This window comes from Microbispora cellulosiformans, assembly GCF_008728085.1.
In the GTDB taxonomy this organism is placed as follows: domain Bacteria; phylum Actinomycetota; class Actinomycetes; order Streptosporangiales; family Streptosporangiaceae; genus Microbispora; species Microbispora amethystogenes.
In genome coordinates, this window is sequence record NZ_VYTZ01000008.1 from 242,434 (window position 1) to 253,914 (window position 11,481).

At 71.4% G+C, this 11,481-nt stretch carries 13 protein-coding genes; 8 read left to right on the forward strand and 5 right to left on the reverse strand.

Features of this window, described 5'->3' with window-relative positions; translation table 11 throughout:
• Positions 1–12: 12 nt before the first annotated feature.
• Positions 13–987 (forward strand): carbamoyltransferase HypF, encoded by a 975-nt coding sequence (locus F5972_RS23720; protein ID WP_150935962.1) that lies wholly within the window; start codon positions 13–15, stop codon positions 985–987.
• Between the two features lie 193 nt (positions 988–1,180).
• Positions 1,181–1,591 carry a hypothetical protein gene (locus F5972_RS23725; protein WP_150935964.1) on the forward strand — a complete coding sequence of 137 codons (411 nt, stop codon included), beginning with the start codon at positions 1,181–1,183 and terminating at the stop codon, positions 1,589–1,591.
• Positions 1,592–1,871: 280 nt separating this feature from the next.
• On the opposite strand, the gene F5972_RS23730 is transcribed toward F5972_RS23725, so the two are convergent.
• Together F5972_RS23730 and F5972_RS23735 are read right to left on the reverse strand one after the other, a co-directional pair.
• Positions 1,872–2,216 (reverse strand): hypothetical protein, encoded by a 345-nt coding sequence (locus F5972_RS23730; protein ID WP_150935965.1) that lies wholly within the window; start codon positions 2,214–2,216, stop codon positions 1,872–1,874.
• A gap of 111 nt (positions 2,217–2,327) precedes the next feature.
• A complete protein-coding gene (locus F5972_RS23735; protein ID WP_150935967.1) occupies positions 2,328–2,681 on the reverse strand; it encodes a hypothetical protein in 354 nt (117 codons plus the stop codon).
• Between the two features lie 269 nt (positions 2,682–2,950).
• On the opposite strand from F5972_RS23735, the gene F5972_RS23740 reads away from it, so the two are divergent.
• Positions 2,951–3,382: a hypothetical protein gene (locus tag F5972_RS23740; RefSeq protein ID WP_225311776.1), complete on the forward strand. Its 432-nt coding sequence runs from the start codon at positions 2,951–2,953 to the stop codon at positions 3,380–3,382.
• A gap of 81 nt (positions 3,383–3,463) precedes the next feature.
• Entirely contained in the window at positions 3,464–3,868 is a 405-nt protein-coding gene (locus F5972_RS23745) for a hypothetical protein (protein ID WP_150935969.1), read from the forward strand.
• A gap of 13 nt (positions 3,869–3,881) precedes the next feature.
• Here F5972_RS23745 and F5972_RS23750 read toward each other — a convergent pair whose 3' ends face one another.
• On the reverse strand, positions 3,882–4,235 hold the full coding sequence (locus tag F5972_RS23750; RefSeq protein ID WP_150935971.1) for a DUF742 domain-containing protein: 354 nt from the start codon (positions 4,233–4,235) through the stop codon (positions 3,882–3,884).
• On the reverse strand, positions 4,232–6,382 hold the full coding sequence (locus F5972_RS23755) for a sensor histidine kinase (RefSeq protein WP_150935973.1): 2,151 nt from the start codon (positions 6,380–6,382) through the stop codon (positions 4,232–4,234). Before F5972_RS23755 ends, F5972_RS23750 begins: the two co-directional genes overlap by 4 nt.
• A 176-nt stretch (positions 6,383–6,558) precedes the next feature.
• On the opposite strand from F5972_RS23755, the gene F5972_RS23760 reads away from it, so the two are divergent.
• From F5972_RS23760 to F5972_RS23770, 3 genes are read left to right on the forward strand one after another with little or no spacing between them, the layout of a single operon-like run.
• A complete protein-coding gene (locus F5972_RS23760) occupies positions 6,559–7,587 on the forward strand; it encodes an EamA family transporter (RefSeq protein ID WP_150935975.1) in 1,029 nt (342 codons plus the stop codon).
• Positions 7,588–7,629: 42 nt separating this feature from the next.
• A complete protein-coding gene (locus tag F5972_RS23765; RefSeq protein ID WP_225311777.1) occupies positions 7,630–8,244 on the forward strand; it encodes a GntR family transcriptional regulator in 615 nt (204 codons plus the stop codon).
• A gap of 56 nt (positions 8,245–8,300) precedes the next feature.
• On the forward strand, positions 8,301–8,672 hold the full coding sequence (locus F5972_RS23770; protein ID WP_150935979.1) for a hypothetical protein: 372 nt from the start codon (positions 8,301–8,303) through the stop codon (positions 8,670–8,672).
• 9 nt (positions 8,673–8,681) lie between these two features.
• On the opposite strand, the gene F5972_RS23775 is transcribed toward F5972_RS23770, so the two are convergent.
• Entirely contained in the window at positions 8,682–9,626 is a 945-nt protein-coding gene (locus F5972_RS23775) for an LCP family protein (RefSeq protein WP_191910287.1), read from the reverse strand.
• Between the two features lie 363 nt (positions 9,627–9,989).
• Between F5972_RS23775 and F5972_RS23780 the strand changes: the two genes are divergently transcribed.
• A complete protein-coding gene (locus F5972_RS23780) occupies positions 9,990–11,441 on the forward strand; it encodes a sugar transferase (RefSeq protein ID WP_150935983.1) in 1,452 nt (483 codons plus the stop codon).
• The last annotated feature ends 40 nt before the right edge of the window (positions 11,442–11,481 follow it).

The window sequence follows — 11,481 nt, forward strand, 5'->3', positions numbered from 1 at the left end:
AGTGCGGACGCCATGGGCATCCTGACCTCTCCCGGCGGGCGGGCCGCCGGTGCTTCCGCGCGGGCCGGAAGCGTGCCGGTGAACCTCGACGTGCACGGCCTCCGGAAGGAGCACCGCATCTGCCCCGACTGCGTACGCGAGCTGTTCGACCCGCGCGGGCGCAGGCATCTCTACCCGCTGGTCCGCTGTCGTGAGTGCGGGCCGCCGGCCGGAGAGCCACGCGTACGGCCGCGCGCTCTGTGCGAGGACTGCCGGCGCGAGTGCGACCGGCCCGGCTCGCGGCGCGGTCCGGGCGACGCGGCGGGATGCGCGGCCTGCGGCCCCGCCCTGCGCTGGGACGGCCTGCTGGGCCAGGACGCGCTGGCGAAGGCGGTCGAGGTGATCGGGGCCGGGGGAGTCGTGGCGCTCAGGGACGGCTTCGCCGACCAGATCGTCTGCGACGCCGGGGCAGAGCCCGCGCTCGCCCGGATGGACGGCGCGCCGGGTCCGGTCCGCGTGCTCGTGCGGCACGTCTCGGCGGCCCGGGAGCTGGCCAACCTGTCCTTCCTCGACATCCGCGCGCTCGCCGGGCGCTCCCACCCGGCCACGCTGGTCCGGCTGCGTGAGCCGCGGCTGCCCAGGGCGGTGCGCCGGGCGACGCCCGACGTCGACCTCTTCCTGCCGCGCACTCCGCTGCAGCACCTGCTCACCTCACGGTTCGAGGGCCCGCTGGCCGTCTGGGACCGTTGCGACGAGCAGGCGCTGCCGTACGACGGGACGCTGACCGTCGGCCTCGATCTGGACCTCGACCACGGATTCGGCCACGGATTCGACCGTGGACTCGATCACGCGCTGGATGTTCCGGCGCGGTCGGTCTCCCCGGCGCCGCGGACGTCGTCGCCGGCGTGGCCCGTCTGGACGTCTCCGCGGCAGGACGGCAGGCCGGACCCGTCGTCCGCTCCTGCGTCCGCCCCTGTGTCGACCCCCGTGTCACCGCTCGCCCAGTGACGTGCCGGTGCCGTGGCTCGCGGCAAAAGCTGAGTCATGATCCATGACGCGCTCGGCATGGCCGGAACCGAGGTCGCCGGACGGGGTATGAGGGCATCGTTGCCCATGTCCACGACGAGGCCCATCACCGGATGGCCTTGGTGAGTAGGTGCGTTTCCAGATGTCCCGCGACTGTGCGCCCCAGGTGCGAACGGTGCCGGCGCTCGCGGCCGGCCGCCTGACACTGGCCGCCCTCGCGGCCGCGCTCGCCTCGGCCGCCGTCTCGGTCGCCGCTTCGGTCGCCACCGCGGGGGAGGCGAGCGCGAGCACGCCGCCGCTGCGCCGCGGAGTCGCGGCGTACGCCGCCGGGCACGGAAACGGACACGGGGGCGGCGGAGGTCAGGTGGCGGCCGGAGGAGTGGCCACGGCCAGGCAGTTCGGCTCGGGGAACGGCAAATTCAACCAGAACCTCAACGGCGTCTACAGCCCGACCTTCATGATGGGCCAGCAGCAGACCGGCATCACGGTCGGCGGCCGTATCAACACCCAGGGCGCCTTCTGCGGCCCCGGCCCGAGGCACTGCAAGATCTGGCAGAACATGCCGGTCAACGCCATCGGCTGGTGACGTGTCCCGCCGTGTGATCAGATCGGGTGCCACGGAAATGGCAATGATGGCGTAAGACGCCGCGCGTGCCGGGCGCCGGGAAAAGGTGGATCACTAGCCTGAGGATCGGCCCGCACGAGGAAGGGCCGCAGGAGCGGTCCGGCTGACGGGAGCGGCGCGCGATGAGGTGTCGGTGGTACGGCAGGCCGGTTCTGCCGAGCGGTTCGGGACTTGTCGCCTGTGTGTCGATCGCGCTGACTCTCGCCACCGCGGCGCCCGCCGCCGCAGGCGGTCTATCGCGTCATTCGCCGGGGCCACAGCCGGATCGGGGAGCATCGGCGGGGAGGGAGGAGGCGCAGCCCGCGCTCTCCGCGTCGAGCCCCATCAGCAACCGGGGCACCCAGCAGGTCTCCGTCAATGTCGCGAACGAGGGGATCGGCATCCAGAACGCGTTGTGCCGGGGGAGCCGGGCGTGCGACATCGCCCAGGTGCTCGCCGTGCCTTCCGGGGAGGACCCGCCCGCCGGGCGCCCCGCCCCGAAAGCGATCTCCCGCCCCAAGGCCCTCGCCCGCCGCGCCGCACGCACCCTGACGCGCGGGATGGCGCGCAGAATGCCACGCGGGATGTCACGCGGGATGTCACGCACCCCCGCCCAGGCCGGAAGAAACCCGTCCCGCGCCTCGGGATAGGCCCTGGTCGTACCGCGCCCGCGGCGCGCTGTGGGGCGCGCCGCGGGCAGGGTGCAGGGCGGGGTGCGTCAGCTGGTGTACGCGCAGATGGCGTAGACGCTGATGCCCACGCTGTCGTAGCGGGTCTGCCGGCCGAGGGCGATCCAGCCGGTGCCGTCGGCCGTGGGGAAGCTGCCCACGAGGACCGCGTCGTTGCCCTGTGCCTCGCCGCCGCCGCCGACGGCCCGCTTGCCGGCCGGGCAGTACACGGTGCGCCGGGTGAAGTTCGGCACGTTCGCGTTGGGCAGCGTGACGATCTGGTAGCCGGCGAACGCCGAGTCCGAGGGGTCCGTCGGCCCGGTGCCGGCCAGCGCGGCCGCGCTCGTGCCCGTCAGCCCGGCGAGAACCAGGGCGCCTGTTGTGACTGCGTGAACAAATCGCACGTAAAAGCTCCGTTGTGTTGAGAATGACCGGATTTGGACCGAGGAAAATGGGTTTGAATGGCGGAAGGCCGTCCCCTTCGGTTCCGGGACCACACGTACCCGCGATCTTCATCGACCACACTCGGCAATGTGCTGTTTACACAACGTGGCGACTTCGCCGATCTCACGATGACGCGAGGTCACGGCCGTCCTATGTGGTCCCGTGTGGTCCGTGGAGGCACCTGGGGCGGGTGGTCGCCCGTGGGTACGTTCCTCCTCGGGGGGATCGCATGAGAAAGATCGTCGCTGTCTCCGTGCTCGCCGCCATGACGACGCTCGGCACGGCCGCCGCGGTCGCGGCGGTCGCCGCCGGGACCGGCGTACGCCCCGGGACCGGCCCGCGGAGCGCGTACCGGCAGGCTCCCACGCTGCCCGAGGGAGGGATCGAGCGGCAGGAGGTGAGCCAGGAGCAGTACGGAGTCCTCATCGGCCAGTGCCGCTACCCGAAGACGGGCCAGGCGCGAGAGCGGTGCCGGACCCAGGTGCGCGCGAAATACGTGGTCGGGGCGTTCAACCCCGCCCTCGACTGCCGCACGTACTCCGGGATCTCCGTCTGCGGGACCCTCGAACTCAGCGCCGCGCAGCGGGCGTGCGTGGAGGAGTCGACGAACGGCGGGCTGACCCGGCGGCGTGCGGAGGTCGAGTGCTACGCCTTCCGCTGACGGCGGTTTCTCCTCGGGAAATTTCCGGGCCAACCTAAATATCGGGCCAAAGCGCTACCGGCGGTGATCTACCCTGCGGAGGTGGACGCCAAAAGTCAGGGCGCCGCCGAGCTGCTGCGGGCGTTGCAGCGCACGGCGGCGCGGTTCAGCGAGATGGGCCGGTCCCTCTCCCGTGACTTCTTCCCCCATGTCCGCGTCGAGATCATCTCCGACCTGGCCGGGCCCGCCGTACGGCTCGGCACGGCGCTGGCGCTGCCCGGGCACGACCTCGTGTTCGAGACCGCCGTCGCGGTCGGCGACGACACGTTCGGCGTGCGGGGCGAGCTCGTGCTCGACGGGGAGGAGGCGATCCTGGTCCTGCCGCCCGTCGAGATCGCCGATCCGGTGGAGTGCGCGGCCCTGCTGGAGCGGTACGTGGACGAGCTGACGACCCCGGCCCGCTGGCACGTGCAGCGCCTCGTGGAGTCCTGCGCGGCGGACTCCTGAGGCGCCGCCGCCGTCACAACGCCTGCAGCCCCTGGATCACCTCGCGCAGGAGACGCTCCTCGGGCAGCTGGGCCACGGTGGCCGGCGGTCGCGCCGTGATCAGCTCCTGGTCGCGCAGGTCGCTCAGCAGGATGCGTACGACGTTCAGCGAAAGCCCCAGCTCCGACGCCAGGTCGGCCACGGAGGAGGGCCCCCGGCACAGCTGCAGGATCCGCCAGTGCTCCGGGGCCAGCCCGGAGACCCCGCGGTACGCCGCGGGGGCCGTCCTGATGATGGTCATCAGGTCGAACTCCGGCCCCGTCGGACGGGTGCGTCCCCGGGTGATCGTGTAGGGGCGCAGCAGGGGCCCCTCCTCCTGCTCGCTCACGAGTCCTCCTGGGCGCGCTGCCAGCCCGACCGGAACGAGGAGAACACGTCGCTCCGTTCCTCCCTGAGCTGCGGTTGCTCCCTGAACTCCGGATCCTGCCTGAGCGGCGGTTCCTCCCTGAGCTGCGGAGCGATGTTGGCCTGTCGTACCCGCTTGGGCAGGGAGTCGTGGCCGCCGCCGGCGAGCGGCGTGAGGGCGAGCGCCGGGGCCACGTGCTCCGGCTGCGAGAGAGGCTGCACCGCCGGCTCGTGCATCCCGGCCTCCACCACGATCTCCTGCGGGAGCAGCATGACGGCGCTCGTCCCGCCGTACGGCGAGCTGCGCAGGGAGACGCGGATGTTGTGCCGCCGGGCCAGCAGGCCCACCACGAACAGCCCGAGCCGGTCGCTGTCGGCGAGATCGAACTCGGGCGGGTCGGCGAGGCGCTGGTTGAGGCGCTCCAGCTCCTCCGGCGGGATGCCGAGCCCGCGGTCCTCGACTTCCAGCGCGAAACCGCGGCCGACGACCTCGCCCCGGACGTGCACCCGGGTGTGCGGAGGGGAGAAGACGGTGGCGTTCTCGATCAGCTCGGCCAGCAGGTGGATCATGTCGGTGACGCTTCCGCCGACGAGGGAGTACCCGTGCGGGACGGTCACGTCCACCCGCAGGTAGTCCTCGACCTCCTCGATCGCGGCGCGCACCACGTCGTACAGGCGGACCGGGTTGCGCCAGCCGCGCCCGGGCACGGCCCCGGAGAGGATGATCAGGCCCTCCGCGTGGCGGCGCATGCGGGTGGTGAGGTGGTCCACCCCGAAGAGCCGCTCCAGCAGGTCGGGGTCGGCGGTCACCTTCTCCAGGCTGTCGAGCATGCCGAGCTGGCGCTGCAGCAGCGACTGGCTGCGGCGGGCCAGGTTGAGGAAGACCTTGTTGACGCCCTTGCGCAGCTCCGCCTGGCCCACCGCCGCCTCGACGGCGGTCTGTTGCACGGACGTGAACGCGTTGCCCACGTTCTCGACCTCGAACGTGTCGCTGCGCTGCACCACCGGCGGCGTCTCCGCCGCCACGTCGACGTCGTCGCCGCGTCGCAGCCGCCGTACGAGGTCGGGCAGGCGCCGCTCGGCGAGGTCGCGGGCCGCCCGGTGGAGGGCGGTGAGCTCGCCGGTCAGCGTGCGGGCGAACCGGAAGGAGATGAACATGGTCGCGAGCACCGCGGCCAGGCCGAGGACGCCGACGATCCCGATGCGCCAGAGCACCGCCTGCGCCAGCGGCAGGGCGCGGGCGGCGGTGACGTCGGCCGCGACGTTGGTCGTCTCGGTGAGCTGGCTGGTCAGGGCCTGGGCCGTCGTCGGCCAGGCGATCGCGTCCGGGGGCAGCGGCTGCCCGGGCCGCACCCTGGCGATCACGTCGTTCTCCAGCGAGAGGAACGCCGAGTAGACGGGGGAGGCGTTGAGAGCGCCGAACTGCTTGAGAAGGGTGGAGTCGAGCTGGCTGGTGCCGAGCTGGTAGAGCAGGCGGCGCTTGCCGACCATGCCCGAGAAGGCGTCCCGCTCGTCCTGCGACATCCGGCCGGACGCCTGCGCGCCCAGCACGAGCGCCGACTGCTGGCTCACCACCTCGCGGCTGCGGACGAGCAGGATGAGCGCCTTGGTCTGCCCGACGATGTCGATGTCGGGGGAGATCATGAGCCGGTCGTAGACCTGGTTGGCGGTCTCGACGACCGAGCTGTACTCCTCTATCGCCTCGAGACGGGTCAGCGTGTGGTCGTCGATCTGGCCGCGCAGGACGTCGAGACCGCGCACCTGCCGGATCAGGTCCTGGACGCGGCTCCACATGGCGGGCGGCGTCTCGTCCCGCGCCTGCTCCGACAGGCGGGTCATCTCGTCCGCCCAGCCGTCGGTCCTGCGCCGCTGGCCCTGGAGGTCCGTACGCAACGAGGCGGTGCGCCAGGCGAGGTAGCTCACGGACACGAACCGCTCGGTCTGCAACGCGTTGATCGTCTCGCTGACCGGATAGACGACGTTGTCGTAGACCTTCTGGATGCGCAGGAGCTGCTGCCCCTGCTCGATCGTCACGGTGGCGGCGAACCCCCAGATCACCACCAGAGCGGTCACCGGCACCAGCAGGATCGCGAAAATCTTGAAGCGAATGGACCGTTTCCGACCAGCCATGGCCCCGCCCGTCGGTTACACACATGTTAATTAGTGGCGAAACCCTAGCAATCGGTGAGTCGGCCCACCAGGGATCGTTCCTAACGAGTTGGGCCACAGCCCCGTATCAGGACAGTCTCAGCGTTCGTGGGCAAACGCCTTGCCGATTGCTGTCTGGTTGTCAGACAATCGACCTCATGCATACCCGATCCGGTCCGTTCGCCGTGGTCGCCGCGGCCGTGCTGTGGGGGACGGCGGGCACCGCGGGCGCCCTCGCCGCCGCCGACTCCGTCTCTCTGGCGGCCGCCCGCCTCGTGCTGGGCGGCGCCGTACTGGCCGCGCTGGCGGTCTCCGCGCACCGCCGTTCCCTCCGCCGTCGCCCTCTGGACCGTTCCCGCGAGCGCGTACGGACCCCCGGGCCCGGCCTGGCGCGGTGGGCCCGCGCGCACTGGACGCTGGCTCTGGGGGCCGCGGCGGTGGCGGCCTACCAGCTGTGCTTCTTCGCGGCGGTCCACCGTACGGGAGTCGCGATCGGCACGGTGGTGGCCATCGGCAGCGGCCCGGTCTTCACCGGGGTCCTGTCCTGGCTCGTGGGGCGCGAGCGGCCGACCGGGCGCTGGGCCCTCGCCACGGCCGCCGCCCTCGCCGGATGCGCGGTGCTCGTCACGGGCGGGGGCGCCGGAGGGGAGACCGGCGCCGACGCCGCGGGCATCGGGCTCGCCCTGCTCGGCGGGCTCCTGTACGCCTTCTACGTGGTCGTCGCCGCCCGCGCCATCGGCGGAGGGACGGATTCGGGGACCGTCATGGGCGTGCTCTTCGGCGGCGCGGCCGTCCTCATGGTGCCGGTCCTCGTGCTGAGCGGCCCGGTGTGGCTCGCCCGGCCGGGCGGCCTGCTGACCGCGCTCTATCTCGGCTGCGCCACGACGGCCCTCGCCTATCTCCTGTACGGCCGGGGCCTGCGCACGACCCCCGTGGCCACGGCGGCCACGCTCGCGCTGGCCGAACCCGCTGTCGCGGCCCTGCTCGGCGTCGTGGCGCTGCGCGAGCGCCTGTCCGCGGTCTCGTGGGCCGGTCTCGCGCTGCTCGCCGCGGGCCTGGCCGTGGTCGCCCTGCCCGCCCGGGCGCGCACTCCGGACGCCCACGCGCCAGAGAAGCCCGAGCAGCCCGAGCAGCCAGACAAGCCCGAGAAGCCCGGGACGCCGAAGGTGACCGCCGGTCGTCACTGACGGGCCCGGTACAGATCCGATCCGATGAGTAGGCTCAGCCCCGTGACCACCCTGAGGCCCGTCTCCACCGTCGAGGCGCTCGCCGCCGCGCTGCGCGAGCGGGTGCTGTCGGGGGACGTCGAGCCGGGAGCGGCACTGCCCGAGCAGGAGCTGTCCGCGCGGTACGGCGTGGCCCGCCCCACCGTCAGGGAGGCGCTGGCGCTCCTCGTCCACGAGGGGCTGCTGCGGCGCGAGCGCAACCGCAGCGCGTACGTCCCGGAGATCACCCCCGCCGACCTGGCCGACCTCATGTACGTCAGGAGGCCGCTGGAGGAGCTCATGGCGGAGGCGGTCGCCGGCCGCCGGGTGCGCGCCGCGGAGGAGGCGCTGGGCCGCCTGTCCGGCCTGCCGTCCGGAGCCCCCTGGGCGAGTGTGGTGGCCGAGCACATGGCGCTGCACGAGGCGCTCGTCGCCGCCGCCGGAAGCCCCCGCCTGGAGCGTCTGTACGGCACGCTGGCGGCCGAGACGCGGCTCGGGCTCGTCCGGCTCAGGCACGCGTACGAGGACCCACGTGAGCTCGCGGCCGAGCACGCGGCGCTGCTGCGCACGATCGAGGAGGGACCGGCAGAGGCGGCGGTGCGGGCGGTGCGCGCCCATCTGCGGTGGCGGCATGGCTGAGCCGCCTGCCTGAACGGTCTTGCACGGGGCCGCTGTGAGTCGTCACAATCGCGCCCATGCACGGCAACCCAGTGCCGGACACCTATGTGTACGTCACCGAAGAAGGCGTGACGCGTCACTATGCCGACGGCAGCGTCGAGGCTCTCGCGTGGGAGGACGTCGTCGAGGTCCGCGTCGGCGGGCACGAGCGCCGGGAACCGTCCGGCCAGCCTGACGACGTCTTCATCGTCCTGCTGGACCGCGCGGGCGAGGGCTGCGTGGTCCCGCACTCGGCGACCGACGCGAGCTTCCTCGCCCGGCTGCGGTATCTGCCGGACTTCGACCTCGACCGGCTGAGCACGGCGGTGGCCGGCGCGCACGCCGACTACGTCGTGGTGTGGCGCAGCCCGGAGCCGCCCTCGCCCCTGCCCGATCTCGAATACGACTAGACGAGCGGGTCACCGGACGAAGGAGGACTCGTTCAGCCCGCCCCGGTCGGCGAAGTAGCGCTCCAGCGTGTCGGCCCGCAGGGCGTCGGTGAGCTTCGCGCCCTCCTTCGCGTCCAGGCGGACGATGCTCACTCCCTTGACCGTGTCCGTGCCGGCGACGGGGTAGGTGGCCGACCGCAGGTCGTCGCCGCGTATGTCGCGAAGTTCGACAGCCAGGCTCCTGAGGGTCTTCATGTCGACCCCCGAGTCCACCGACAGGGACCGTGTCAATGCCTGGAGGAACTTGTCCAGCGCGAACGGATTGGTCAGCATCCCCTTGCTGACCACTTTTTGGGCCACCGCCCGTAAGAAGGCCTGCTGTCTTTTAATACGGTCGAAATCTCCGCCGGGCAGTCCGTAACGCTGGCGGACAAATAGCAACGCGCGCTCGCCCTCCAGATGCACGTTTCCCTGGGGCCAGGTGATTTTGTTTGCGGGGTCGTGAACCTGACGGGCCACATAGACGTCTACGCCGCCCAGTGCCTTGCTCATCTCGACGAAACCATCGAAATCCAGCGCGGCGAAGTGGTCGATCCGGACCTTGGCCAGCTTCTCCACCGTCTGGATCAAAAGGCGCGGACCGCCGTACGCGTAGGCCGCGTTGATCTTGTCCCGGCCGTGGCCGGGGATGGTCACATACGAGTCACGAGGTATGCCGATCAGGAAGATTCGCTTCCGATCGGCGGGGATATGCGCGATCATGAGGCTGTCCGACCGCTGGAAGCCGCTCTCTCCGGGCCGCTTGTCCGCGCCGACGACCAGCCAGTTCTGGGCGGTTCCAATTGCTTTGGCCGGTCGGTCCCACTCCTCGGGGAACACCTGCTGCACCCGCCGGAGGTTGGTGTCGTACACGTGCTGGCGCTGCATCAGCACCGCGAAGAGGGCGGCCGGCGGGAGGAGGAGCACGAGGGTCACGACGATCAGCACCTTGCGCCGGCGTGACACCCGCGGCGGCGGGGTCGCGGTGAGAGGTAACTGTCCGGATGTCGTCACGTGGTGTCCAATGCTCAAGTCCTTGTCCTGCGCGCGTGCATTCCAAAGCAGACATCTACCGTACTGACCCATACCCGGCACACGGGACGGTCCAATACGTAGTGAAATCGGGACCATCTGTCGGACGTCTTGTCCACCACGTGAGTATGGCCGCATGTGGACGTATGGTTGAACTTCCCTGTAACTTCCGCCATCCCCTAGGATCGTTCCAATCATCACCTTCTGACGCAGGCTGAACCGGGCGGGCTTTCCTCCAGAAGTGAGGATGGGCAGAGGCGAGGGCGCATGGACATTGCCATTGACGACGCGTTATACGCCGTGAGGCAGTCGACGGACCGGGCCGGTTGGCCGCGCCGCCACGTCCGCGTGATGCTGGTGGGCGACGTGGCCTGCGGTGCGTTGTCCGTCCTCGGCGTCCTCGGGGTCAGGCTCCTGTTGGGCGAGGCCGGGACGTGGGAGAGCGCGCTCGCGGCGTCGCTGGTCGTCGCCTGGCCGCTGGTCGTGGCCCTGATCGGCGGATACGACACCCGTCACCTCGGGGACGGCGCCGAGGAGTACCGCAAGGTCCTCCACGCCACGGCCGCCCTCGCCTCGGTCGTCGCGATCTCCGCGTACCTCACCCAGACCCTCCTGGCCCGCAGCTACGTCATGGTCGCCATCCCGCTCGCCGGCCTGTGCTGCCTTCTCCTCCGGTACGGCCTGCGCAAGCGGCTGCACCGGCGGCGCCGGGCCGGAGAGTGCCTGCGGCGGGTCGTCGTGGTGGGCCACTGGGGCTCGGTGCTGGAACTGCACGCCCAGCTGAGCCGGCAGCGCCACCACGGCATGCGCATCGTCGCGGCGTGCGTCCCGCCGGAACAGCACATGGACCTGCCCGCCCAGTTCGACGGCTTCCCGGTCCTCGGCGACTTCTCCGACGTCGCCGAGGTGGTGGAACGGGTGGGCGCCGACACGGTCGCCGTGCTCTCCTGCCCCGAGCTGGACGGATCGATGCTGCGCCGCCTGACGTGGCAGCTGGAGGAGACGGGCACCGAGCTCTACGTCGCCTCCGCGCTCATGGAGGTGGCCGGGCCGAGGATCAGCATCCGCCCGGTCGCCGGGTTGCCCCTGCTCCACGTCGCCCACCCCGACCTGCGGGGAGGCAAGCAGCTCGTCAAGAGCGTCTTCGACCGGGTGGTCGCGGCGCTGATCCTGATCGTGATCCTGCCGGTCCTGCTGACGATCGGCCTGGTGATCAGGGTGACCAGCGGCGGGCCGGTCCTGTTCCGGCAGCCCCGCGTCGGCAAGGACGGCAGGCTGTTCGTGCTCTACAAGTTCCGGACGATGGTGCGGAACGCCGAGGCCGTCAAGCACGAGCTCACGCAGCGCGACGCCGGGAACGGCGTGCTGTTCAAGATGCGCAAGGACCCGAGGGTGACACCGGTCGGAGGGGTGCTGCGCCGCTACTCCCTCGACGAGCTCACCCAGCTCCTCAACGTGCTGCGCGGTGAGATGTCCCTCGTGGGCCCCCGCCCGCCGCTGCCGGAGGAGGTGGCGCAGTACGGCGACGACGTGCGGCGGCGCCTGCTGGTCAAGCCCGGCATGACGGGCCTGTGGCAGGTGAGCGGCAGGTCCGAGCTGTCCTGGGAGGAGTCGGTCCGGCTCGACCTGCGCTACGTCGAGAACTGGTCGCTCATCATGGACCTGCAGATCCTCTGGAAGACATGGGCGGCGGTCGTCGGCGGGGAAGGGGCCTACTAGTGCGCCTGCTGGTGCCGCGACGCGACGAGGCGACGACCGG

Bases quoted from the DNA above. Each gene is read 5' to 3' on its own strand.
- F5972_RS23760 (WP_150935975.1), top strand. From the start codon at position 6,559: ATGCATACCCGATCCGGTCCGTTCGCCGTGGTCGCCGCGGCCGTGCTG.
- F5972_RS23720 (WP_150935962.1), top strand. From the start codon at position 13: ATGGGCATCCTGACCTCTCCCGGCGGGCGGGCCGCCGGTGCTTCCGCG.
- F5972_RS23755 (WP_150935973.1), bottom strand. From the start codon at position 6,382: ATGGCTGGTCGGAAACGGTCCATTCGCTTCAAGATTTTCGCGATCCTG.
- F5972_RS23740 (WP_225311776.1), top strand. From the start codon at position 2,951: ATGAGAAAGATCGTCGCTGTCTCCGTGCTCGCCGCCATGACGACGCTC.
- F5972_RS23780 (WP_150935983.1), top strand. From the start codon at position 9,990: ATGGACATTGCCATTGACGACGCGTTATACGCCGTGAGGCAGTCGACG.
- F5972_RS23770 (WP_150935979.1), top strand. From the start codon at position 8,301: ATGCACGGCAACCCAGTGCCGGACACCTATGTGTACGTCACCGAAGAA.